22 protein-coding genes and 1 pseudogene are annotated in these 23,713 nt (G+C 74.8%); 7 read left to right on the top strand and 16 right to left on the bottom strand.

Translation table 11 applies throughout. The features are described from left to right. Positions 1–72: 72 nt before the first annotated feature. Complete coding sequence (locus tag OG802_RS05155; protein ID WP_329407613.1) at positions 73–1,512, bottom strand: GNAT family N-acetyltransferase; 1,440 nt, start codon at positions 1,510–1,512, stop codon at positions 73–75. 354 nt (positions 1,513–1,866) lie between these two features. Further along, complete coding sequence (gene pdxR, locus OG802_RS05150; RefSeq protein WP_329407611.1) at positions 1,867–3,309, bottom strand: MocR-like pyridoxine biosynthesis transcription factor PdxR; 1,443 nt, start codon at positions 3,307–3,309, stop codon at positions 1,867–1,869. On the opposite strand from pdxR, the pseudogene OG802_RS05145 reads away from it, so the two are divergent. After that, positions 3,300–4,145 (top strand): annotated as a pseudogene (locus OG802_RS05145) (EamA family transporter); the annotation flags it as partial. The gene pdxR and the pseudogene OG802_RS05145 sit on opposite strands and share 10 nt — an antisense overlap. Before the next feature lie 114 nt (positions 4,146–4,259). Here the strand turns inward: OG802_RS05145 and OG802_RS05140 are convergent. Both OG802_RS05140 and OG802_RS05135 read right to left on the bottom strand, forming a co-directional pair. Next, positions 4,260–5,090, bottom strand: coding sequence for an alpha/beta fold hydrolase (locus OG802_RS05140; protein ID WP_329407609.1), 831 nt, complete (start codon positions 5,088–5,090; stop codon positions 4,260–4,262). A 133-nt stretch (positions 5,091–5,223) separates the two neighbouring features. After that, complete coding sequence (locus OG802_RS05135; protein ID WP_329407608.1) at positions 5,224–5,877, bottom strand: NADPH-dependent F420 reductase; 654 nt, start codon at positions 5,875–5,877, stop codon at positions 5,224–5,226. 294 nt (positions 5,878–6,171) lie between these two features. On the opposite strand from OG802_RS05135, the gene OG802_RS05130 reads away from it, so the two are divergent. After that, positions 6,172–6,924, top strand: coding sequence for a GntR family transcriptional regulator (locus OG802_RS05130; RefSeq protein ID WP_329407607.1), 753 nt, complete (start codon positions 6,172–6,174; stop codon positions 6,922–6,924). A gap of 205 nt (positions 6,925–7,129) precedes the next feature. Here the strand turns inward: OG802_RS05130 and OG802_RS05125 are convergent, their stop codons facing one another. The 3 genes from OG802_RS05125 to OG802_RS05115 all read right to left on the bottom strand — a co-directional run bounded on the left by OG802_RS05125 (position 7,130) and on the right by OG802_RS05115 (position 10,262). Then, the gene (locus OG802_RS05125; RefSeq protein WP_329416940.1) at positions 7,130–8,287 is read right to left on the bottom strand and encodes an ROK family transcriptional regulator; all 1,158 of its coding nucleotides are present in this window, start codon (positions 8,285–8,287) and stop codon (positions 7,130–7,132) included. A gap of 99 nt (positions 8,288–8,386) precedes the next feature. Then, positions 8,387–9,055 (bottom strand): response regulator transcription factor, encoded by a 669-nt coding sequence (locus OG802_RS05120; RefSeq protein WP_329407606.1) that lies wholly within the window; start codon positions 9,053–9,055, stop codon positions 8,387–8,389. Positions 9,056–9,092: 37 nt separating this feature from the next. Further along, complete coding sequence (locus OG802_RS05115; protein WP_329407604.1) at positions 9,093–10,262, bottom strand: sensor histidine kinase; 1,170 nt, start codon at positions 10,260–10,262, stop codon at positions 9,093–9,095. A 108-nt stretch (positions 10,263–10,370) separates the two neighbouring features. Here OG802_RS05115 and OG802_RS05110 point away from each other — a divergent pair, with 108 nt between their 5' ends. The 3 genes from OG802_RS05110 to OG802_RS05100 are packed head-to-tail and all read left to right on the top strand — an operon-like array spanning position 10,371 to position 12,491. Further along, positions 10,371–11,300: an ABC transporter ATP-binding protein gene (locus OG802_RS05110; protein WP_329407602.1), complete on the top strand. Its 930-nt coding sequence runs from the start codon at positions 10,371–10,373 to the stop codon at positions 11,298–11,300. Further along, a complete protein-coding gene (locus OG802_RS05105; protein ID WP_329407601.1) occupies positions 11,297–12,022 on the top strand; it encodes an ABC transporter permease in 726 nt (241 codons plus the stop codon). Before OG802_RS05110 ends, OG802_RS05105 begins: the two co-directional genes overlap by 4 nt. 58 nt (positions 12,023–12,080) lie before the next feature. Beyond that, a complete protein-coding gene (locus OG802_RS05100) occupies positions 12,081–12,491 on the top strand; it encodes a hypothetical protein (RefSeq protein WP_329407600.1) in 411 nt (136 codons plus the stop codon). A gap of 35 nt (positions 12,492–12,526) precedes the next feature. On the opposite strand, the gene mug is transcribed toward OG802_RS05100, so the two are convergent. From mug to OG802_RS05060, 8 genes are all read right to left on the bottom strand, one after another. Beyond that, positions 12,527–13,072: a G/U mismatch-specific DNA glycosylase gene (mug, locus tag OG802_RS05095; protein WP_329416939.1), complete on the bottom strand. Its 546-nt coding sequence runs from the start codon at positions 13,070–13,072 to the stop codon at positions 12,527–12,529. Next, positions 13,069–14,511, bottom strand: a complete 1,443-nt coding sequence (gene purB, locus OG802_RS05090) for an adenylosuccinate lyase (protein ID WP_329407598.1) — start codon at positions 14,509–14,511, stop codon at positions 13,069–13,071. Before purB ends, mug begins: the two co-directional genes overlap by 4 nt. 314 nt (positions 14,512–14,825) lie before the next feature. Continuing rightward, positions 14,826–15,617 carry an SGNH/GDSL hydrolase family protein gene (locus OG802_RS05085; RefSeq protein ID WP_329407596.1) on the bottom strand — a complete coding sequence of 264 codons (792 nt, stop codon included), beginning with the start codon at positions 15,615–15,617 and terminating at the stop codon, positions 14,826–14,828. Between the two features lie 106 nt (positions 15,618–15,723). After that, positions 15,724–16,737 (bottom strand): hemolysin family protein, encoded by a 1,014-nt coding sequence (locus OG802_RS05080; protein ID WP_329407594.1) that lies wholly within the window; start codon positions 16,735–16,737, stop codon positions 15,724–15,726. Continuing rightward, positions 16,734–18,068, bottom strand: coding sequence for a hemolysin family protein (locus OG802_RS05075; RefSeq protein WP_329407592.1), 1,335 nt, complete (start codon positions 18,066–18,068; stop codon positions 16,734–16,736). Before OG802_RS05075 ends, OG802_RS05080 begins: the two co-directional genes overlap by 4 nt. A gap of 195 nt (positions 18,069–18,263) precedes the next feature. Continuing rightward, positions 18,264–18,689 (bottom strand): GNAT family N-acetyltransferase, encoded by a 426-nt coding sequence (locus OG802_RS05070; protein ID WP_329407591.1) that lies wholly within the window; start codon positions 18,687–18,689, stop codon positions 18,264–18,266. A 92-nt stretch (positions 18,690–18,781) separates the two neighbouring features. Then, a complete protein-coding gene (locus tag OG802_RS05065) occupies positions 18,782–21,349 on the bottom strand; it encodes an ABC transporter permease (RefSeq protein ID WP_329407589.1) in 2,568 nt (855 codons plus the stop codon). A 4-nt stretch (positions 21,350–21,353) separates the two neighbouring features. Continuing rightward, complete coding sequence (locus tag OG802_RS05060; protein ID WP_329407587.1) at positions 21,354–22,199, bottom strand: ABC transporter ATP-binding protein; 846 nt, start codon at positions 22,197–22,199, stop codon at positions 21,354–21,356. Between the two features lie 143 nt (positions 22,200–22,342). Between OG802_RS05060 and OG802_RS05055 the strand changes: the two genes are divergently transcribed. Both OG802_RS05055 and OG802_RS05050 read left to right on the top strand, forming a co-directional pair. Then, entirely contained in the window at positions 22,343–22,609 is a 267-nt protein-coding gene (locus OG802_RS05055) for an antitoxin (RefSeq protein ID WP_329407585.1), read from the top strand. Between the two features lie 4 nt (positions 22,610–22,613). Continuing rightward, positions 22,614–22,988: a fic family toxin-antitoxin system, toxin component gene (locus OG802_RS05050; RefSeq protein WP_329407583.1), complete on the top strand. Its 375-nt coding sequence runs from the start codon at positions 22,614–22,616 to the stop codon at positions 22,986–22,988. Positions 22,989–23,010: 22 nt separating this feature from the next. Here the strand turns inward: OG802_RS05050 and OG802_RS05045 are convergent, their stop codons facing one another. After that, entirely contained in the window at positions 23,011–23,673 is a 663-nt protein-coding gene (locus tag OG802_RS05045) for a class I SAM-dependent methyltransferase (RefSeq protein ID WP_329407582.1), read from the bottom strand. Positions 23,674–23,713 lie beyond the last annotated feature (40 nt).

Genomic DNA, 23,713 nt, shown 5'->3' with positions numbered 1-23,713 from the left:
CGCGCATCGACCCACAGCGTCATGTGACGTCGCCGGGCCCGCCCCCCTGCGGCCGCCGTCGTCCCGGTCGTCTCAGCCGCGTGCGACCCGCTCGTCGCGGCGGGGCGAAGCCGTCCTGGCCGTCGGAGCCCCCTGCGCCGTCCTCGCCGTCTCCAGCCGGGCGGTGACGACCAGGGTGCCCTCCTCGATCTGGTAGTCGAGCGGCAGGCCGAGGCCGCGCATGGCGGCGACCATGCCGGTGTTGGAGGCCTGCGTCACGGCGTACACGCTCTCGCACCCCGCCTCGACGGCCATCGCCACCAGCCGGCCGAGCAGTTCGGCGCCCACCCCGCGCCGCTGCCACCGGTCCTCGACCAGCAGCGCGATCTCGGTCTCGTCGCCGTCCCAGAGGAGATGGCCGAGGGCGACGAGGCGGCCGGACGCGGTCCGCACGGCGAGGGTGCGGCCGAAGCGCGGGCTGAGCAGATGGCCGAGATAGCGGTCCACGTCGCCGACCGGCCCGTGGTAGCGCATGGAGAGCGTGCGGGCCGAGCACCGGTCGTGCATCGCCCTGGCCGCCGCCAGATCACCGGTGTCGGCCCGCCGCACGGTGATGTCGCCGCCCTCGGGCAGCGTCAGCGCGTCCTGTCCGCGCGGGATCCGCGGTCCGAGCCGGGCGTCCAGCTCCACCAGGGCACGCGCGCGGGCGAACTCGGTCGGCGTGAAGGGCAGATGGGGCCGCTCCACGGTGATCACGCCGCCCTCCGGCGCCCGCAGCCGCATCACGGTGTCCTCCAGGACGCCCTCCACGGGCACGCCCTCCGGGCCGCGGCCCCCGGCGCCCGGCGCGGCGGGCAGCGAGCGGATCGTGCAGCGGCCCAGCAACTGCCTCAGCGCCAGGGGAAGTTCGGCGGCGTCCAGTGCGGTGCGGGTGGCCAGGCCGAGGACCCGGGTGGGCACGTCCACCAGGTCGTGGGCGTCGGCGCGCTCGATCCAGGTGCGGCCGCCGCCGGCCAGGGAGACGGCCCGGCTGATCCCGGCGGCCGCGAGGGAGCCCGGCGCGCGCAGCAGGAACTCGTCCACCGTGTCCTCGCCCAGCGGATGTGTCTGCAGGCTGAGGATGTCCACGCGGTGGGCGGCGAGCGCGGCGCAGAGCGCGGCCAGCGACCCCGGGGCGTCCTTCACCGTCGTCCGCATCCGCCACAGGGCGCTGCCCTCGTCGGCCTCCGGGGACAGTTCCGACGTCCCGGCCTGCGGCTCCCCGGAGTGCGGCCGGGCGCCGGTATCCCCGGCGGGCGGCGCGTGCCCGTGGCGCCGTGCCCACCAGGTGTGGAACCCGGCCGTGGCGACGAGCAGGGCGGCGGAGACGCTCAGCAGCACGGGCCCGTCCGGCCCGTGTCCCACCAGGTTGGCCACGCCGTCGGCGACCGCGACGGCGGTGAAGAGCGCGGCCAGCTCCACCACGTCCCGCCGCCAGTGGTGCACGGGGCGTCCGTTCCGGGCGCGCTTCATGTCGGAGATGTCTCGGGTCATGCGGCCACTGTGGAGGAATCGTGTTGCGTGATCACGAACGGGTTGTGACTGATGGGTAAAGGCTACGAATGCCCGCTTTGTTGACCCTTCCACGACCCGGTCGGGTCCCGGCCGCGACGACCGTGCCGCGCACCGGGGGATGACGCCGGTGCGCGGCACGGTGACGAGGGTACGGGACGCCGGACCACTGCCCGACGCGTCCGGCCGGACCACTTCGGTGACCAGCACGGTGCCGTCGTGCTCGCACCGACGCACCGTCAGCTCCCGGCGGACGCCGTCACACCTGGGGGGCGCCGCGGCGGGCACGCGAACCGCAGGTGAACAACCGCCGCGCCGAAGGGTCCGGCGGCGCCGTCACTTCCCGGCGGCCTCCCTCATCAGCCGCACGCCCTCCCGGACGCGCGCGGGCGACAGGTGCGCGTAGCCGAGCACGAGACGCGGTCCCGCCCCTGCCTCCTCGCGTCCGGCACGCGCGTGTGCGTAGTCGGCCAGCGCGCGCACCCCGACGCCGGCCGCGGCCGCCCGCTCCAGGAACCGGGGCTGCGGCCCGTACCGGGGCGGAAGCTCGGCGATGACGTGGAGGCCCGCGGCGATCCCCGACACCCGCGCCCCCGGGAAGTGCTCGGTCAGGGCCGCCACGAGGGCGTCACGCCGCTCGCGGTAGGCGCGTTGGCACCGGCGCAGCTGGCGGTCGTAGTCGCCGCGCTCCACGAACCGGGCGAACAGCGCCTGGTCGAGGGCGGGATGGCCGAGGTCCGACGTCCGCTTGCGTTCGACGACGTGCTCGGCCAGCGCCTCGGGGACGAGCAGCCAGCCGAGCCGCAGCCCCGGCGCGAGGGACTTGCTGACCGACCCCGTGTAGGCCACGCGCTCCGGGTCCAGGCCCTGGAGCGCGCCCACGGGGGCGCGGTCGTAGCGGAAGTCGCCGTCGTAGTCGTCCTCGATCACGAAGCCGTCCACCGACCGCGCCCAGTCGAGCAGTTCGGCACGCCGTCGCGCGGAGTACGCGATGCCGGTGGGGAACTGGTGAGCCGGCGTCGTCGTCACGGCCCGTACGCCGGACGCGCGCAGCGCCGCCAGGTCGGTCCCCTCGCCGTCCAGCGGCAGCGGGACGGCCCGCACGCCCGCCGCCGCGTACAGCGCGCCGTGCTGCGGACTGCCGGGGTCCTCGACGCCCACGGCGTCCGCTCCGCGCGCGTGCAGCGCGAGCCCGAGCAGCGCGGTCGCCTGGGCGACGCCGGAGACGATCACGAGGCGCTCGGGGTCGGCGACCACGCCCCGGCGGCGGGCGAGGAGTTCGGCGAGCACCGTGCGCAGCCGCGGCAGCCCGCGCGGGTCGGGGTAGCCCAGCTCGTGGTGGGGCAGTTCGGCGAGCACGCCCCGCTGCGCAGCCGCCCACGCCGCGCGCGGGAAGAGCGACAGGTCCGGCGTGCCCGGCACGAAGTCGGTCCGGGCGCCCGGCGGGCGCGGAGCGAGGTCGCGCGCCGGGGGACGGGCGGCCCGTGCGGCGCCGCCCACCCAGGTCCCGGCGCCACGGCCGCTGCGCAGATACCCCTCGGCGGTGAGCTGCTCGTACGCCTCGGTCACCAGACCGCGCGACACGCCCAGATCGGCGGCCAGGTCCCGGCTCGACGGCAGCCGGGTGCCCTGGGCGAGCCGCCCGGAACGCACCGCCTCGCGCAGCGCGGCCTGGAGCGCGCGGCCACGCGTGCGCGGCGGGGCGGCGGCCGCCGGCAGCAGCACCTCCCAGGCCGCCGTCCCGGACGGCCGCGCGGAATTGGTCTCCGATGACGTCATGGAAGTGGACCTTAAACCGGGCCGCCGCCGCTCCTAGCGTCGCCCTCATGAACACCACCGTCCTGCGCGGCTCCCTGCTCTGCGCGCTCGCCTGTGTCCTCGTCGGCGGGTCCTTCACCGCCAACAGCGTCCTCGGCGCCTACCCGTACGCCGGCGGGCAGACCCTGCGCTACGGCCTGGCCTGTCTGCTCCTCGTGCCCCTGGCGGGGGCCGGCGCCGGAGCCCGGCTGCGCGCGCTGAGCCAGCGTGCGTGGGCGCGTCTGGCGCTGCTCGCGGCCGTCGGGATGGTCGGCTTCAACCTGGCGGTGCTGTCCGCCGAGCGCTCCGCGGAACCGGCCGTCCCCGGCGTCCTCGTGGGCTGCGCCCCCGTCGTGGCGGCGGTCGTCGTCCCGTTCGCGGCGGGACGGCGGCCCCGGCGCGCGGTGCTGTACGGGGCCTCGCTGGTCGCCGTCGGCGCGTTCACCGTGCAGGGGTGGGGCCGGTCGGACGGCGCGGGCATCGCCTGGTCGGTCTGCGCGCTGGCCGGTGAGGTCGGCTTCGCGGTGCTGGCCGTGCCCGTCCTGCGCCCGCTGGGCCCGCGGCTGCTGTCCGCAACGGTGTGCGGGCTCGCCGCCGCCGAGTCCGCGATCGTCGGCCTGCTGTCGGACGGCGGCGGGTGGCTGCGCCGGCCCGACGGGGCGGAGACCGCCGCCCTGCTGTGGCAGGCGGCGGTCGTCACCGTCGTCGGCTTCGTGTGCTGGTACATGGGCATGCAGCGGATCGGCGCGGAGCGGGCCACGCTCTTCTCCGGCCTCATCCCCGTCGCCGCCGCCTGCACCGCGCCGCTCGTGGGCACCGGCTCCTACGGCCCCGCCCAGGCCGTGGGCAGCGCCCTCGTCGGGGTCGGCGTCGTCCTCGGAGCGTGGGCCGGGACAGGCGCGGGTGCGGGGGCGCCGGACCGTGCGGCCGCCTCAGCGGCTGCCGTCGAGGATCACGCGGGCGACGAGCGCCGGGTCGTCGTTCATCGGGCAGTGGCCGCAGCCGGGCAGCCGCACCAGGCGCGCGGCCGGAATGACCTGCTTCACGCGGACGCCCTGGCGGCGCACGAGCAGCCAGTCGCGGGTGCCCCAGCCGACGGTCACGGGCACGCCGGGCAGGTCCTCGGTGAAGCGGATCGAGATGCCGGCCCTGAGGGTCTGGTCGAACCCGGTGGCGCGGGCCAGGGCCAGCGTCTCGGCGACCACCGCCTCGGGTGAACGGCGGGCGGGGCGTGCGTAGATGGTGCTGGTGAGGGCGGTGCGACCGGCCGCGGTGCTCGCCAGCCGCTCGACGAGGGGGAGCGGCAGCCGGCGGGAGATCCCCCGCATGGCGGCCAGGACGCCGAAGGCGTAGCGGCGTTCCGCCTCCGACCAGAACCCGGCCGGGGACAGCGCGGTGACGGTCCGCGCCAGCTTCTCGCGGCCGAGTTCCAGGGCGAGCAGTCCGCCCAGGGAGTTGCCCGCCACATGGGGCCGGTCCAGCTCCATCGCCTCGCAGAAGGCCCCGAACACCGCCGTCGTCGTGGGCAGGTCGTAGGCGAGGCCGTCCGGCAGGGCGGGGGACGCGCCGAAGCCCGGCAGGTCCACGGCGATCACGTCGCGTTCGGCGGCCAGGATGCCGGTCACCGGGTCCCACGCCTGGCGGTGGTGGCCGATGCCGTGCAGCAGGAGCAGCGGTTCGCCCCGGCCCGCGCGCGTGTAGGACACGGTGACCGGCAGCGGGCCGCCGGGGGAGGGGACCGTGAAGGAGACGGTGGCGGACATGGGAACTCCTCGTCTGGACAGGCCGGTGGACGCCGTAGACAGCTTGTCAGCAATTACTACCAGCGGGTAGCCCCCGGCCGGGCGAACCCCGCGAGCGCCCGCCCCGCGCCTTCCTCCCCGCCGCCCGTCCGGCTCAACGGGCCCTGCGCAGCTCCAGGTTGAAGTCGGCGTGACCGAACCGGCGCATGAGATCGAGCCAGAGCGGCAGCCACATCTCCACACCGCGCGCCGCCCGGATCCCGCCCAGGTCGATCACCCGGCCGGCGGGCCATCCGAACTCCCCGAGCAGCGCGGTGACGCGGCTCTTGGCGTCCTCGTCGTCCCCGCACACGAACACCTGGTGCTCCCCGGGCACGCGCGCGGGATCCACCATCACCCGGCAGTTGACCGTGTTGAGGGACTTGACCACGCGCGCCCGAGGGAACGCCCGCTGGATCTGCTCGCCCACGCTGTCCGACTCCACGGGCGACAACCGCGCCTCGCCGTCCTCGAAGGCCAGCGGGTTGGACACGTCGAGCACGACCTTGCCGTCCAGGTGGGTCGCCCCGGCCGACCGCAGCGCCGCCACGGCCACCCGCCCGGACACGGCGTTCACGACGGCCTCGGAGGCCGCGGCCGCCTCCGCGAACGTTCCCGTGCTCGCTCCCGCCCCCGCCGCGCGCGCCCACTCCGCGGCCGCCGGATTGTCCTTCGTGCGCGACCCCAGGACCACCGAGTGCCCCAGCCGCACCAGCGCGCCGCCCAGCGTGCGCCCGACCTCGCCCGTACCCAGCACCGCGTACCGCACAGCGGACCTCCCGTGTCGCCGGACCCGGCGCAGCGCCGGACCCGGCCACCGTAGTTCCCGCCGGGCGCACGGGGCCGCCTTGACGGCGGGAGCGTTCCGGGAGTGTCACGCGGGCACCCGTGCCCGAAACTTTCGTAAACGCTTTCCCCCAAGAGCCACTTGGGTCGACGGGGTCCCCGGATTGGTATTGACCAAGGATGGGGGGCGTCCTATGGTCGCAGAGAAGTGCAACAACCTTTAATAAACAAGGGCACGAAAAAAGCGCTGCCGACCACGGCGATCGCGGAGGACAGGGTGGGGACCACGCAACTGGAATCGGTATCCGAGCCGAAGTACTGGCATCTGAGGACGGTGCTCAGCGAAGCGCTCGACTCGGAGTTCACCGTGGGCGAGATCCTGCCCAACGAGCGCGAGCTGGCCGCTCGCTTCGGAGTCGCCCGCGCGACGCTGCGCCAGGCCCTGGACCAGCTCGAGCTGGAAGGCAGGTTGCAGCGCCGCCGCGGCGTCGGCACGACCGTGGCGCCGCCGCGGACGGGCGTCGCCGTCGGCACCGAGCGGCAGTCGTGGCCCGGCACGGGCGACGACGCCTGGCAGCCCGTCGACAGCACCCTCGCGGCTCCGCCCGCGGCCGTCGCCACCGCCCTGGAGACCGCCCGCGACCAGGTCGTGCACATCGTGCGCAGGTCGCGCGTGTCGGACGGCCGGCCCGTCGCCGCGGAACTGCTCTACGTCCCCCTGAGGTCGGCCCCCGAGGCGACCGGGAGCGACGCCCACGGCGACGCGGCACGCGCGCGTGCGGTGCTCGGCGAACTCCAGCGCCTCGAACTCCAGGGCCAGGACCGCTCGGTGGAGCTGGGCTCGGCCGGCGCGGACGACGCCAGGGAGCTGGACCGGCTGCCCGGCGCACCCGTCCTCGTGGTCACCACCCGCTTCTTCGCCGAGGGCCGCACCGCGGCGCTCTCCGTCGCGACGTACCGCGCCGACACCTGCCGGCTGACGTTCGGCACGTCGGGCGGCGTGGAGATACACCACGGCCCCCAGGGGTGAGCGGCCTCCCGGACGTCCGTCCGTGACCGGCCGCGAGGGGCGGCCGCGAGGGGCGGGCTCCCGAACGGCCCGCACCCCGCCGCACGCGCGCCGGACACTCCGGGCGGACGGCCCGCGCCGCGGCCCGGAACTCCTCCAAGGCGGCCGCGCGTTCCCCCCGGTGACGGCCTCTCCGCGCCGCCGCGCGTTCCCGCGGTGACGGGCCTCACCGCCGCGCCGTGACCGTGCCCTCCACCGCGAACAACTGCTCCTCCACATGGTCGAGGGCCAGCCGCAGCGCCCCGGTCGCCACCGCCGCCTCGCCGAGCATCGACAGGGCCACCCTCGGCGGCCGCAGGCAGTAGCGGGCCAGCTCGTCGCGCAGCGGCTCCAGCACACCGTCCAGACCGGCCGCCCAGCCGCCGACCACCACCAGCTCCGGATCGACGGCCAGCACCAGCGCCGCCACGTCGTGGACGAGCCGCTGGATGAAGCGGTCCACCGCGGCCCGGGCCCGCCGGTCGCCCTCCCGCGCCTGCGCGAACACCGCGGCGACCGCCTGCTCGTCCAGCGGATGCAACGGCTCGTCCGTGGTGGACAGCAGCGTCTCCGGCGTCACCTCGCGCCCCAGCAGGTGCAGCGCGCCGATCTCCCCGGCCGCCCCGCCGAAACCCCGGTGCAGACGGCCGCCGATCAGCGAGCCGGCGCCCGGACTGAGCCCGGCCAGCACGAAGACCACGTCGTCGGACTCGGTGGCGGAGCCCTTCCAGTGCTCGGCCACGGCCGCCGCGTTGGCGTCGTTCTCCACCAGGACCGGGCACTTGAAGGAACGGCTCAGCCGCTCGCCCAGCCGCAGCCCCGTCCACTCCGGCAGCGCGGTGCCCAGCCGCACCGTGCCGTCCGCCTCGACGATCCCCGGCGTGCCGACCCCGACCGCCCGCAGCGAACTGCGCGGCACGTCCGCCCGGCGCAGCAGCTCCGCGACCGCGCCGCGCAGCCGCTCCAGCCGGTCGTCGGCCGGCGCGGACTCCTCCACCACCCTGGACTGCGCGCCCAGCACCCGCCCGTCCAGATCCGCCAGCAGCGCGGCCACCCGGTGCGAGCCGATCTCCAGGCCCAGCAGATGACCGGCCTCGGCCCGGAACCGGAACCGCCGCGCGGGCCGCCCCTGCCGTCGGGCCACGCTCACGTCGGCCGCCTTCTCCACGACGAGCCCCGCCCCGATGAGGTCCTCCACGACCCCCTCCACGGTCGGCCGGGACAGGCCCGTCACGCGGGTGATCTCCGTGAGCGTCGCGCAGTCCGCCGCACGCAGCGCGTGCAGCACCACCGCGGAGTTGATCCTTCGCAACAACGAGGGATCCCCGCCCGTCAACCGCCCCAAGGTGCGTCCTTCCAGCTCGAGCCCGTGCTGGGGCGGATCGTACTCGGCGGGGCGGACCCGGGCGAGTGCCGCCTTCGTACCGAAGTCGTCACGCACCGTTCACCCAGGGGCCACGAACCCCGATTCGTACGCGGTGATCACCGCCTGGGTGCGGTCCCGCGCCCCCAGTTTCGTCAGCACCGCGCTCACATGCGACTTCACGGTCTCGGCCCCCACGAGGAGCCCGGCGGCGATCTCCGCGTTGGACAGCCCGCGCGCCATCAGCCGCAGCACCTCGGCCTCCCGGCCGGTCAGCCGGGCCCGCTCCAGCACGTCGCGCGCCGCTTGGTTCGCCGCCCCGCCCCCGCCGCCGTACTCGGCGGCCAGCCGTCGCACCGAGGCCGGGAACAGCAGCGACTCGCCTTCGGCGATCAGGCGCACGGCGTGCACGATCTCGGCGGGCCGGGCCCGCTTCAGCAGGAACCCGTCCGCGCCCGCGCGCAGCGCCTCGTACACGTACTCGTCGTTCTCGAAGGTCGTCACGACCAGGATCTTGGGCGGCCTGTCCACCGTGCGCAGCACCGCGCGCGTGGCCTCGATGCCGTCCATCAGCGGCATCCGGACGTCCATCGCGACGACGTCGGGCCGCAACCGCCGCACCAGCGGGATCACCGCCGCCCCGTCCGCCGCCTCGCCGACCACCTCGATGCCTGACTGCGCCTCCAGCACCGCCCGCAGGCCCGCGCGCACCAGGGGTTCGTCGTCGACGAGAAGCACGGTCACCGGCATCCGTCCACCCTAGGTGTATGGCCGTGATCGCAAGGGGTCACCGGCTCTGGGTCAACTCGGCGGGCAACTCCGCGTGGACCTGCCAGTCGCCCGCGTCCGGCCCCGTCGAGGCCCGGCCGCCGAGCAGCGCCGCGCGCTCCCGTATGCCCCGCAGCCCGCTGCCCCGCCCGGGGCCGGGCACGGGACCGGAGAGCCGGTTGCGCACCTCCAGGCGGAGGACGCCGTCGGCGACCCCGACGCGCACCCGGACCGGAACGGGCCCCGCATGCCGCAGCACGTTCGTCAACGACTCCTGGAGGATGCGGTATCCCTCACGCGACACCGGCCCCGGAACCCGCTCCAGCGGGCCCGTCACCTCGGCGTCGATCTCCGCGCCCGAGGCCCGCGCCGAGTGCAGCAGGCGGTCGGCCTCCGCCAGCGTCGGCCGACGGCTCAAGGGCCGCTCGGCCTCCCGCAGCACGCCCAGCACCCGCTCCAGGTCCTCCAGGGCGGCCCGGCCGGTCTCCTCGATCGCCCCGAGCGCCCGGTCGGTGAACGCCGGATCGCCCGCCGCCCGGGCCGCGCCCGCCTGCACCACCGCCACGGTGAGCGCGTGCCCGATCGAGTCGTGCAGCTCCCGGGCGATCCGGTTGCGCTCCAAGAGCTGCTCGGTGCGCGACTCCAGGGCGGCGAGCCGTTCCGCGGCCGACGGGCCCAGGAGCCGCCGCGCGAGGGAGGTGGCCGCCTCGCCCAGCGCGACGACCAGTGCGTACAGGACGAGCAGCGGAAGCGGCGTCAGGAGCGCCGACCACCAGTGCGCCCCCAGCGCGGGAAGGCCCGGGACGCCGGCGCCCGCACCACCGCGCGCGCTGCGGACCAGTTCGACCACCGCGACCGGCAGCCAGACGCAGGCGAACGCGGTCACCACGCCGAACGCCATGCGCACTTCCAGCCACAGCACCGTACGGAGCCGGTCCCGCCAGGTCGCCGACGGAGCCACCGAGAACCCCGGCTCCCGCTCGTCCGGCGTGAGCAGCAACTGCGCCTGCACCCCCTCGCCCCTGCGCACGGCGGGAACGAGCCCGACCGGGACGAGCGCGAGAGCGGGCACCCAGGGCCGCTCGGGCGCGACGAACATCCAGACGCTCACGACCAGCATCGGCACCCACAGGTGCAGCAGTCGTGTGTACGTCTTCCCCCGCAGCAGCGGGCTCAACAGGCGGCCCATGCGGACATGGTGGCAGGCCCCGCCGACAACGGGCCTCCCCCGGGCGGGGGAGAGGAACTCCACGCGCGGGGGAGGCCCCCGCCCCGGCCGGCGGCCAGGGTGATGGACATGACCAGCATCGACGTCCACCGGCTCACCAAGGAGTACGGCCCCCGGCGGGCCGTGGACCGGCTCACCTTCCAGGTCCTGCCCGGCCGCGTCACCGGCTTCCTCGGCCCCAACGGCGCGGGCAAGTCCACCACCTTGCGTCTCCTGCTCGGCCTCGACCGGCCGACCGCCGGTACCGCCACCCTGGCGGGCCGCCCCTACGCCACCCTCACCGAACCCCTCCGCCACGTCGGCGCCCTGCTCGACGCCGGGGCCGCCCACGGCTCACGGACCGGGCGCGACCACCTGCTCGCCCTCGCCGCGAGCAACCGCCTGCCCGCCGGCCGGGTCGACCGGGTGCTGGAGGAGACCGGACTGGCCCCGGCCGCCCGGCGCCGGGTCAGGACGTACTCCCTCGGCATGCGCCAGCGGCTCGGCATCGCCGCCGCCCTGCTCGGCGACCCCGCCGTCGTCCTGCTCGACGAACCCGCCAACGGCCTGGACCCCGAAGGCATCGTCTGGATCCGGGGGTTGCTGCGCCGGCTCGCCGGAGAGGGCCGCACCGTGCTGGTCTCCAGCCACCTCATGAACGAGACCGCGTCCTTCGCGGACCACCTCGTCGTCCTCGGCCGGGGCCGCCTGCTCGCCGACACCCCCCTGCGCGAGTTCATCGACACGCGCGTGCAGCCGGGCGTCCGCATCCGCACGACGGATCCGGCCGCCCTGAAGAACGCCCTCGCCCGGCACGGCCACACCGCCGTCCACCATCCCGACGGGCACTGGACCGTGCGCCACGCGCGCGTGGACGACATCGGCCCGCTCGTCTCCGCGGCGGGTGTCCCGCTGCTCGAACTCTCGGCGCAGGAAGGCACGCTCGAGCAGGCCTACCTCGCTCTCACCGCCGCCGACGCCGAGTTCGCGTCCCGGCCCCACGAGGAGGCCCGAGCATGAGTTCCCCGGCGTTCCCGCCCGCACTCCACGCCGAGTGGATCAAGATCCGCACACTGCGCGCGCAGATCGGCGCCCTGGCCGCCCTGCCGCTCGCCACGGCAGCGTTCTCCGCACTGGCCGGACTCGACGAGGGCGGCGACGACGCCCTGTTCTCGGCGTTCTTCGGCGTGACCCTCGGTCAGATCGCGGCGATCGCCTTCGGCACCACGGCCGTGTCCGCCGAGTTCCGTGCCGGAGCCCTGCGCCTGTCGCTGGCCGCGGTGCCCCGCCGGGGCCGCTGGTTCGCCGCCAAGCTGACGGCGATCGGCCTTGCGGTGTTCGCCGTCGGCCTCGTCACGGGCCTGGCCGCCCTGACCGTCGCAGCGGCGGCCGCGGGGCCGGGGGAGCAGGAGGCGACCCCGGCGGAGTGGGCGCGCGGGACGGTCGGCTGCGCCGTCTACCTGACGCTGATGGCCCTGCTCGCGGCCGGCCTCACCACGGTCCTGCGCAGCGGGGTCGGGACCCTGAGCATCCTCGTGCCCTTCCTCCTGGTCGTGTCCTTCGTCATCGGCGACGTGAACGGCAACGCCGCCGACCTGCTGCCCGACCGGGCCGGTCAAGTCGTCCTGCACAGCAGGTGGGACGGCCTTCTGGGGCCGTGGACCGGGCTCGCGGTGACCGCCCTGTGGACGGCGGCGGCGGTCGCCGTCGGCGCGTGGCGGGTGCGGGCGCGGGACGCCTGAGCGGGCCGGCGTGCTGACGGGCCGCCAATTGTCAGTGGCGGCCGGTTTACTGGATCACATGGACATCGCCCATGGTCTGGCCGCCGTCGACCTGCTGAGCGTCCGGGCGCTGCCCGCGGAGGGGTATCTCGTGGCGGAGTTGCAGACCAGCGGCGACTTCTTCGACGAGGGCCGCAGCGCGAGGGAGGCGACGGAGGAGCAGTACGAGGCCGACCGGGACGGGCTCACGCAGCGGCTGACCGACCGCTGGGGGCCGCCGCACCTCGTCAGTCTGGCGAGCACGCTGGAACGCTCCCTGGAGGGCGAGGACATACCCGAGCCGTGGGCCTCGCTCAGCGGTCACGTTCCGGACCTGCACCTGTGGCAGGTGCCCGGCACCCCGCGCTGGCTGGCCCTCGGCGTCTCCCAGTGGGACCCGGAACTGCCCTTCCAGCTCCTGCTGGTGGTGACGGAGACCGGCCCGCCCTGACCGTCGCGCCGACCGCGGTCAGCCCCGCGTCGCCGTCAGTCCTGCGCCGCCGCCCGCAGCCGGGCGAACTCCTGCGCCATCGTCGCCGTCGTCCAGTGCGCGTTCAGACCGCTGGGGTTCGGCAGCACCCACACGCGGGTGTCCCCGATGAGCCGCTCCTGCGGCCCCACCGCGGCCCTGCGGTCGTCGAAAGCGGCCCGGTAGGCGGTCACTCCGACCACCGCCAGCCAACGCGGCTTCAGCGCCGTCACCTTCCGCTCCAGCAGCCGGCCGCCCTCTCGGTACTCCTCGGCGCTCAGCTCGTCCGCCCGGGCCGTCGCCCGCGCCACCACGTTGGTGATGCCGAGCCCGAAGCCCGGCAGCTCCCCCTGCTCGGCCGGCTTCAGCAGCCTCGGCGTGAAGCCGGACAGGTGCAGCACGGGCCAGAAGCGGTTGCCGGGGCGGGCGAAGTGGTGGCCGGTCGCCGCCGTCATCAGGCCCGGGTTGATGCCGCAGAACAACACGCGCAGGCCGTCCGCGACGACGTCCGGGACGAGACGGTCGCGGGCGGCCTCCAGCTCCGCCTGGGTGAAGCGCGTCAGAGGATCGCTCCCGGCGTGTAACCGGCGGCCTCGGGCCGCTGCTTGACGATCTCCTCGATCCGGCCGACCACGACGGCGACCTGCGCGGACGCGGCGCCTGTGAACGACAGCTTGTCGGCCATCAGCGCGTCGAGCTGCGCCCGGTCGAGCGGCAGGCGCTCGTCCGCCGCCAGCTTGTCCAGCAGCTCGTTGCGCTCGGCGCCCCGCTCGCGCATCGCCAGCGCCGAGGCCACGGCGTTCTCCTTGATGGCCTCGTGCGCGACCTCGCGGCCGACGCCCGCGCGCACCGCGCCCATCAGCACCTTGGTGGTGGCGAGGAACGGCAGGTAGCGGTCGAGCTCGCGGGCGACGACGGCCGGGAAGGCGCCGAACTCGTCGAGGACCGTCAGGAACGTCTCCAGCAGGCCGTCGAGCGCGAAGAACGCGTCCGGCAGCGCGACCCGGCGCACCACCGAGCAGGACACGTCGCCCTCGTTCCACTGGTCGCCCGCCAGCTCGCCGGTCATCGACGCGTAGCCGCGCAGGACGACCATCAGGCCGTTGACGCGTTCGCAGGAGCGGGTGTTCATCTTGTGCGGCATGGCGGAGGAGCCGACCTGGCCGGGCTTGAAGCCCTCGGTGACCAGCTCGTGCCCGGCCATCAGCCGGATCGTCTTCGCCAGCGAGGAGGGGGCCGCGGCGAGCTGCACCAGGGCCGTCACCACCTCGTAGTCCAGCGAGCGCGGGTAGACCTGGCCGACCGAGGTGAACGCCTGCGAGAAGCCCAGGTGACCGGCGATCCGGTCCTCCAGCTCGGCCAGCTTGGCGGCGTCCCCGCCCAGCAGGTCCAGCATGTCCTGAGCGGTGCCCACGGGGCCCTTGACGCCGCGCAGCGGGTAGCGGCCGAGCAGTTCCTCGACCCGGCCGTAGGCGACGAGGAGCTCGTCGGCGGCGGTCGCGAACCGCTTGCCCAGGGTCGTGGCCTGCGCGGCCACGTTGTGCGAGCGGCCGGCCATGACCAGCTCGCCGTACTCGCCGGCCAGCCGGCCCAGGCGGGCCAGCACGGCGACCGTGCGGTCGCGGACCAGTTCCAGCGAGAGGCGGATCTGGAGCTGCTCGACGTTCTCCGTCAGGTCGCGGGACGTCATGCCCTTGTGGACCTGCTCGTGCCCGGCGAGGTCGTTGAACTCCTCGATGCGGGCCTTGACGTCGTGCCGGGTGACCTTCTCGCGCTCGGCGATCGAGGCCAGGTCCACGGTGTCGAGGACGCGCTCGTAGTCGGCGATCGCCGCGTCCGGCACCTCGATCCCGAGGTCCTTCTGAGCCCTCAGCACGGCGAGCCAGAGCTGACGCTCCAGCTTCACCTTCTGCTCGGGCGACCAGAGCGTGGCGAGCTCGGTCGAGGCGTAGCGTCCGGCGAGGACGTTCGGGATGCGGGGCTTGGCGGCAGCGGAAGTCACGTGACCGGATTCTACTGGCGCTTCGTGCAGGCCGGCGCCGCGGTCCCGTTCGGCGGAACCTACGAGACCGACGTCACGCGGCACAGCAGCCCCGGCCGCGCGACCCCGCCCCGGTCGTGCGGCCCCGCGACCGGCCGTGTGAACCCGGCTCGGTCGTGCGGCCCCCGCCCGGCCGTGCGGTCTCCGCGCCCGGTCATGTGGGCCCCGCCTCGGTCGTGCGGCCCCCCGCCCTGCGTGCGGGAGCGTCGGACCGTCGGGCCGGTCGTGTTGGCCCCCGACCGGATGTGCGGTCTCACGCCCGGCGTGCGGGAGCGTCAGACTGTCGGGTCCTCGTACGGCAGCAGGTCGGGCCGCTTGGGCGGCAGGCCGTCGCCCGAGGAGCGGCCGGTGAGGCGGCGGGCGATCCAGGGCAGCAGGTGCTGCCGGGCGAACCGCGCGTCGGCGACCCGGCGGGCGGCCCACCCCGGGGGCGGCGTCGCGGCCATCGGCACGTGCCATTGCGTGCCGTCCGGGTCCTGCGGATCGTGCCCGAGGGTCTGCCAGACGGCCTCGGCGACCCGGCGGTGCCCCTCCGCCGTCAGGTGCAGCCGGTCGACGTCCCACATGCGCGGGTCGCTCAGCGACGGAGCGCCGTACAGGTCGACGACGAGCGCGTCGTGGCGCGCGCCCAGCTCCTCGACGCACGCGAACAGCTCCTCCATGCGCGGGCGGAACCGCTCCAGGACGGGACCGCTGCGCCCCGGGCTGCGCATGAGGACCAGCTGCTTGCAGGACGGCGCCAGCCGCTCCACGGCCTCCGTGAGCAGCCCCTTGACCCGGCCCATGTCGCACTTGGGCCGCAGGGTGTCGTTGAGGCCGCCGACCAGGGTGATCACGTCCGCGCCCATCGCGGCCGCCACCGGCACCTGCTCCTCGACGATCTGCCCGATCAGCTTGCCGCGCACCGCCAGGTTGGCGTACCGGAAGCCGGGGGCGCGGGCGGCCATCCGCGCGGCGAGGAGGTCCGCCCAGCCCCGGTAGGTGCCGTCGGGCAGCAGGTCGGACATGCCCTCGGTGAAGGAGTCGCCGACGGCGACCAGGCTGGTGTGTGCGGGGTTCGTCTGCATGGCGACACAGATGGTAGCCCGAGTCGCATACCCGGCGGTCGGTCGCCTCCGCCGGGCGCGCGACACCGCCGGGCGCCGCTCGGCACCCGCTCCCGTCGGTCCGCCGTCAGGCCCGCTGCCCGAACAGCTCGCGCAGCACGTCCTCCATGGTCACCAGGCCGGCCAGCCGGCCGTCGGAGCCCAGGACGGCCGCCAGATGGGTGCGGCTGCCGCGCATGGCGGTCAGGACGTCGTCCAGCGGGGTCGTCCCCCGCACGCGCGCGATGGCCCGCATGTCCTCCGGCCGGAACGGGACGTCCCGGGGCGAGGCGTCCAGCGCGTCCTTCACGTGCAGGTAGCCGACGATGCGCCGGCCCTCGTCCACCACTGGGAACCGGGAGAACCCGGACTCGGCCGCGAGCCTCTCCAGGCCCTCGGGAGTGACGCCCACGCGCGCGTGGACGACCCGCTCCAGCGGCAGGACGACGTCGCGCACCGGGCGGCGGCCCAGCTCCAGGGCGTCGTGCAGCCGCTCCTGGGCGCGGTCGTCGATCAGCCCGGCCTCGCCCGCGTCGCGGACGATCTGCGCCAGTTCCGCGTCCGAGAAGGTCGCCGTGACCTCGTCCTTCGTCTCGATCCGCAGCAGCTTCAGCAGGCCGTTCGCGAAGGCGTTGATCGCGAAGATCACCGGCCGCAGTCCCCGGGCGACGGCGACCAGCGGCGGGCCCAGCAGCAGCGCGGCGCGCACCGGCTCGGCGAGCGCGAGGTTCTTGGGGACCATCTCGCCGAGCAGCATGTGCAGATAGGTGGCGAGGACCAGCGCGATCACGAAGGACACCGCGTGACCGGCGCTCTCGGGCACTCCCACGGCGTGGAACACCGGCTCCAGCAGGTGCGCGATGGCGGGCTCGGCGACCACGCCGAGGAGCAGCGTGCACAGGGTGATGCCGAGCTGGGCGGCCGCCAGCAGGGCCGACACGTGCTGTAGCCCCCACAGCACGCTGCGGGCGCGCCGGTCGCCCTGCTCGGCGTGGGGATCGATCTGGGAGCGGCGTACGGAGATCAGCGCGAACTCGGCGCCGACGAAGAAGGCGTTGACGACGAGGGTCGCCAGGGCGATGAGCAACTGGACGGCGATCACGTGTCGGCCCCTTCCGCGGGGGTGTCTGCGAGCGGTGCGTGGAGCAGCACCCGGGCGGCCCGGCGGCCGGAGGCGTCCACGACGTCCATGCGCCAGCCGGCGACCTCCAGGGTGTCGCCGACGGCCGGTATCCGGCCCAGCTCGGCGGCGACCAGACCGGCCAGCGTCTCGTAGGGGCCCTCCGGGGCCCGCAGGCCGACGCGGGCGAGCTGGTCGGTGCGGGCGGAGCCGTCGGCCGAGTACAGGGTGCGGCCGTCGTCGTCGGAGCCGGCGGGGGCGAGGTCGGGCGTCTCGTGCGGGTCGTGCTCGTCGCGGACCTCGCCGACGACCTCCTCGACGATGTCCTCCAGCGTCGCCACGCCCGCCGTGCCGCCGTACTCGTCGATGACGACGGCCATGGTCCGCTTGCCGGACAGCCGGTCCAGCAGCCGGTCCACGGTGAGGGACTCGGGCACCAGCAGGGGTTCGCGCATGATCTCCGCGACCGGCACGCGCGGGCGCCGTCCGGCCGGGACCGCCAGCGCGTCCTTGATGTGCGCCGTGCCGACGACGGCGTCGAGGCCGCCGCGGTACACGGGGAAGCGGGACAGCCCCGTGGCCCGGGTGGCGTTGGCGACGTCCTCGCAGGTCGCCGACGCCTCCAGCGCGACGACCTGCACGCGCGGGGTCATCACGTTCTCGGCGGTCAGATCGGCCAGGTTCAGGGTGCGCACGAACAGCTCGGCGGTGTCCGCCTCCAGCGCGCCCTCCCTCGCGGAGTGCCGGGCGAGCGCCACGAGTTCCTGGGGGCTGCGCGCGGCGGCCAGTTCCTCGGTGGGCTCCACGCCGAAGAGGCGCACGATCCGGTTGGCGGTCTCGTTGAGATGGCTGATGAAGGGCCGGAAGGCGGCGCTGAACCAGCGCTGCGCGTTGCCCACGCCCTTGGCGACCGTCAGCGGGGAGGAGATAGCCCAGTTCTTGGGCACGAGTTCGCCGACGACCATCAGGAACACGGTCGACAGGGCCGTGCCCAGCACCAGCGCCACGGAGCCGGCGGCGGTGTCCGACAGGCCGAGCGACTCCAGCGGCCCGGAGATCAGCTTGGCGATCGACGGCTCGGACAGCATGCCGACCACCAGGTTGGTGACCGTGATGCCCAGTTGGGCGCCCGAGAGCTGGAAGGTGAGGTTGCGGACGGCCTTGAGCGCCCCGGCCGCGCCGCGCTCACCGCGCTCCACCGCCCGTTCGAGTTCGCCGCGTTCGACGGTGGTCAGGGAGAACTCGGCGGCCACGAACGCGCCGCACGCCAACGACAGCAGGATCGCCACCAGGAGCAGCAGCACTTCGGTCATCGGGTCACCTCCGTCCCAGGATCGGGCAGGGCGGGCGGCAGCGCGCGATGTCGCGTGCGGGTACGGGTGCGGGTACGGGGAGGCTCGCCCATGGGCGGACGCTCACACCTTTCATGGCGTCGTGGGGGCCGCGCGGTGATCCACGCGACCCCTCCAGGGTAAAGGATCGGCAAAGCGGAGCCGGCGGGCTCTCGATCAGTCGGCGAGCGGCTTCACCCAGCGCCGCCACTTCTCCTCGGGCGCGTACCCCGCCGCGCGCCAGGCATGATGCGCCGTCTCGTTGCGGGTGAGCACCATCGCGTCACCGCGCCGGCCGCCCAGCCGCACGAACCGCTCCTCCGCCGCCGCGAGCAGCGCCGAGCCGACGCCCCGGCGCCGCCGCGCGGGGTGCACGGCCAGCCGGTACAGATGGCACCGCCATCCGTCGAAACCGGCGATGACCGTCCCGACCAGCTCGCCGTCCTGCTCGGCCAGGATCAGCGCCCGGGGGTCGCGGGCGACGAGGCGCTCCACCCCGGCGCGGTCGTCGCTGATGCTCGTGCCCTCGGCGGCCGACTTCCAGAAGGCCAGCACGGTGTCCAGGTCATCGGGTGTCGCGGCCCGTATCCGCAGATCAGACATGCGCCGATCCCACCACGGGGCGGCCGCCCGGACGCGGGATTCCGCCATCCGGACGGCCGCCGTCCGTCCGCCCCGGCCGGGGGCCGGGACCGTCAGTCGTGCGCGATCGCGGCCAGCACGTTCAGCCGGGAGGCGCGCAGCGCGGGCAGCAGCGCCGCGACGACGCCGACGACCGCCGACCCCACCACGACCGCCACGATCGTGCCCCACGGCACGGCCAGGGCCTTCATGCCCTGCAACTCCAGGACCTGCTGGATGCACACGCCCCACACCAGGCCGAGCGCCAGCCCCAGCACCGCGCCGAACACCGCGATCACCACCGACTCCAGCCGGATCATCCGGCGCAACTGCCGCCGGCCCAGCCCGATGGCCCGCAGCAGCCCGATCTCCCGGGTCCGCTCCACCACCGACAGCGCCAGCGTGTTGACGACGCCGAGCACCGCGATGACGATCGCCAGCCCGAGCAGCGCGTACACCAGGTAGAGCAGCACGGCGATCTGGTCGTGGACGAGCTTCTTGTAGTCGGCCTGGTCGCGGACCTGCACCTGCGGGTACGCGTCCAGGGTCTTCTCCAGCCGCGGGCGCAGCCCGTCCGCGTCGGTGCCCGGGCGCGCGTTGACGTAGAGCGCGATGTCCTGCCCGCCGGGCACGTACTTCTCGACGGTCGCGATCCCGAAGAACAGCCCGCCCTGCGTGCCGAACCCGCCGCCCCCGTCCTGGTCGGTGAGCGCGCCGACCTTCAGCTTCGCCGTCCGGTCGCCGGGGAACTCCACCGGCAGCACGCTGCCGAGCCGCACCCCGTGGTCGCGGGCGAAGTCCACGTCCATGCCGACGGCGCCGTCCGCCAGCGCGGCCGCGGTGTCGCCCTCGGCGTAGACGACGTGCGCGACGTCGTCGACCCGGTCGTCGTAGCCGCTCGCGGTCGTCTCCACGCGCTTGCCGTCCGGCAGCCGCACGGCGACCGGCGCGAACCGCTGCCGTACGACCAGCCCGACGCCGTCGGTGCCGCGCACCGCGTCGGTGACCTCCGCGGAGAACGGGACGTAGTTGGAGCTCTGGACGACGTAGTCGGCGCCCAGGGTCTTGTCGATCTGCTGATCGAACGACTTCGACATCGAGGCGCTCGCCACCGACATCCCGCCCACCAGCGCCAGGCCGACCATCAGCGCGGCGGCCGTGGCGCCGGTGCGGCGCGGGTTGCGCAGGGCGTTGCGCTGGCTCATCCGGCCGACGGTCCCGAACAGCGCGGGGAAGGCGCCGCCCAGGACCCTGATCACCGGCCGGACCAGGAGCGGCCCCGCGATGACGGTGGCGATCAGCGTGAGCACCACGCCCAGGCCCAGCAGGGACGCCGCCGACGACGTCTTCGAGGAGGCCGCGCAGCCGGCGAGCGCGGCCGCGCCGAGCGCTCCCACGACCGCGCCCACCACGGCGCGCACCCGCAGCGGCCGGCCGGTCCCGGCGACGTCCGCGTCGGCCAGGGCCGCCATCGGCGACACGGTCGCCGCGCGCCGGGCGGGCAGATAGGCCGCCACGAAGGTCACGCCGACGCCGACGACGTACGACGCCACCGGGGTGCCCCAGCCGACGACCATCTCCGTGGTCTTCAGGTTCATGCCGAAGGCGCTCATCAGCTTGATCAACCCGGCCGCGAGGCCGATGCCGGCGGCCAGGCCGAGCGTGGAGCCGACCAGGCCCAGCAGCACCGCCTCGGTGAGCACCGAGCGGCGCACCTGGCGGCGGTCGGCGCCCAGCGCGCGCAGCAGGCCCAGTTCCCGGGTGCGCTGGGCGATCAGCATCGAGAACGTGTTGACGATCAGGAACACCCCGACGAGCACGGCGATGCCGGCGAAGCCGAGCATCACGTACTTGATGACGTCGAGGAAGCCGCCGAGCGCCTCCGCGGACGACTTCGCCTGCTCGTCGGCCGTCTTCACCTCGTAGGGACCCGCGCCGACGGCGGCGGCGACGCGCTTCTTGAGCACCGCGTCGCTCGTGCCCGCGGCCGCGTCGACGGAGATGCTCGTGGCCTTGCCGGCCGCGCCCAGCAGCTTCGCGGCGGCCGTCTCGGGGGCAAGGTAGACCAGGGCGGCGCCGGGGTTGGTGGTGGTGAAGGTGGCGATGCCCACGACCTCGACCCTGAACGAGCCCGGCTGGGCCATCACGGTGAGCGTGTCGCCGATCGCCACGTGCTTGTGGTCGGCGGTGTCGGCGTCCAGCATGGCCTCGCCCGCGCCCCGCGGGGCGTGTCCGGAGGTCAGCTTCACCGGGCTGCGGTGGGTGACGAACCAGTCCGTGGCGATGGTCGGCGCGCCCGTGGTCGGCCCCACGGACTTGTTCGCGGAGTCGACGACGGTGATGTTCTGGACGCTGACGTCCGCGTGGGCCGCGGCCACGCCGGGCACGCCGGCCAGCCGCCGCGCCAGCGAGGCGGGCACGGTCTGCACCGCGCCGGTCGGCACGGACGAGGTCAGGTCCTCCTTCGGCTGCACCGTGACGTCCGGGGCCGTCGACGCGAAGAGCCGGTCGAAGGTGCGGGTCACCGTGTCGGAGAAGATCAGGCTGCCCGCGACGAACGCCACCGACAGGACGACGGCGAGCGCGGACAGCAGCAGCCGTCCCTTGTGCGCGAGGAAGCTTCTGAGCGTGGCCTTCAGCACCGGATCACTTCTCCCCGGAGCCGGCGCCGACGGCGGCGGGACCGCTGCCGTCCCCGCCCTCGGCGTCGGACTGCGCGCGGATCACGTCGAACCGTTTCATCCGCTCCAGCACCGCCTCCGCCGTCGGCTGCCGCATCTCGTCCACGATCCGCCCGTCGGCGAGGAAGAGCACCAGGTCGGAGTGGGCGGCGGCGCCCGGGTCGTGGGTGACCATGACGACGGTCTGGCCCAGCGTGTCGACGGCCTCGCGCAGGAACGCGAGGACCTCCAGCCCGGCCCGCGAGTCCAGGTTGCCGGTCGGCTCGTCGGCGAAGATCAGCTCGGGGCGGGAGGCGAGCGCGCGGGCGCAGGCCACACGCTGCTGCTGGCCGCCGGACAGCTGGGAGGGCCGGTGCTTGAGCCGGTCCCGCAGCCCGAGGGTGTCGATGACCTGGTCCAGCCAGGCCTGGTCGGGCTTCTGGCCCGCGATGTCCATCGGCAGGGTGATGTTCTCCGCCGCGTTCAGCGTCGGGATCAGGTTGAACGACTGGAACATGAACCCGATCCGGTCGCGCCGCAGCCGGGTCAGCTCCCGGTCCTTCAGCCCCGTGATCTCGGTCTCGCCCAGCCACACCTGACCGGCCGAAACGTTGTCGAGCCCCGCCAGGCAGTGCATCAGCGTGGACTTGCCGGACCCGGACGGGCCCATGACGGCGGTGAAGCGGCCGCGCGCGACGTCCACGTCCACGGCGTCCAGGGCCAGCACCGTCGTCTCGCCGGAGCCGTACGCCTTGGTCAGACCCCGGGCGCGGGCCGCGATCCCGCCGGCCGCGGTCAGGCCGGGGACGTGCTCCGCAGCAGGTGTGGACAAGGCTGCCTCCTCGCTCGATGGACGTACGACTGCGGTCGGTGACCGTGACCGCCGAGCGTAGTGTGACCCGGCGCACAGCCGGTATCCCTTTTCGGCTCCGACCGCCCTTGCCGCTGCTAGCGCTTCGGCGCTAGCTTCGAGGTATGGCGAAGACCCAGCTGAACGTACGCGTGGACGAGGGCACGGCCCAGGCCGCCCGCGAGCGCGCCACGGCCCGCGGCATGAGCGTCAACCGCTACATAGAAGAGCTGGTCAGACAGGATGCCGGGGAGATCGGCCACACGTTCGTGGAGGCCGCCGGTGACTTCATGAAGCAGTACGAGGCGCTCTTCGCCGAGGAGTTCGGCGCGGAACGCGAGGGCCGCCGGGGCGCGGCGAGCGAGACCGGCACGCGCGAAGGTCGCCGCTGATCCCTTGAGCGACCTCCGGATCGACCTCGCCTGGCTCCTCATGCTCGCCGAACAGAACACTCCGGGGGACCCCCAGGTCACCGACTGGGGCGCGCTGGTCGCGGCCGTGGCGCGCCACCGGGCCGAGATATTCGACGTCCCCGTCTACGACGACCCGCAGGCACGCGCCGCCGCGCTGCTGCAACTCCTCATCCACGTCCCGGCGCTGGAACGCTCCAACGCCCTGTTCGCGTGCGCCGTCGCCTACGCCTACCTGGTGGCCAGCGGGCTGAAGATCGCCACCTCGCCCGAACAGGTCCGCGATCTCGCCCGGCTGGTCAAGAACGGGGACGCGTCGGTGTCGGACATCGCGGGCGAGCTGCGCCGCTGGAGCCTGTGACGCGTCCGCTCCCCGGCTCGGGTCACGCCCGGCCGGGCTCCGCGGGCCGCCAGGCGGCGCCCGTCACGCAGTAGGAGAACGGCAGCCGCGGGCCGCGTTCCGGCAGCGTCGTGCGCCGGTAGGGGCCCAGCTCGAACCCGGCGTCCCGCAGCGCGCCGACGGTGTCGCGGGTGAGCCGGCAGCCGCCGGCCAGACGCGGCCACACCGTGCGGTCCAGCGCCCGCTGAGCCAGGAGCATCGCCGGGCCGCCGCCGGGCCCGTGCTCGAAGAACCGCAGCTCGCCGCCGGGCCGCAGCACCCGCCGTAGCTCGGCCAGGGAGCGTTCCACGTCCCGCACGCTGCACAGCACCAGCGAGAGCACCGCCGCGTCGAAGGCCTCGCTCTTGACCGGCAGGGCCTCCGCAGCCCCCGGCACCACGTCCACGGGCACCTCGGCGCGCAGGGCCGCCTCCCGCGCCCATCGGCGGAGCTCGCGTTCCGGTTCGATGGCGACGACCTCGGCCACGCCGGCCGGATAGTGCGCGAAGTTCAGTCCACTGCCCGCGCCGATCTCCACGACCCGGCCGGACAGCCCGGCGAGCAGCCGCTCGCGCACCCCGGCGAGGCCCGCACGGGTCTCCGCGGCCGCGCCCAGCCGGGCGTAGCAGCGGGCGAACAGCGGATGGCGGACCTCGTCGCCGCGCACCGAGCCGGATCCGGAGCCCCCGCCCTCCGCGCCGAGGCCG

This window comes from Streptomyces sp. NBC_00704, assembly GCF_036226605.1.
In the GTDB taxonomy this organism is placed as follows: domain Bacteria; phylum Actinomycetota; class Actinomycetes; order Streptomycetales; family Streptomycetaceae; genus Streptomyces.
This window is presented reverse-complemented; position numbering and strand designations above follow the sequence as displayed.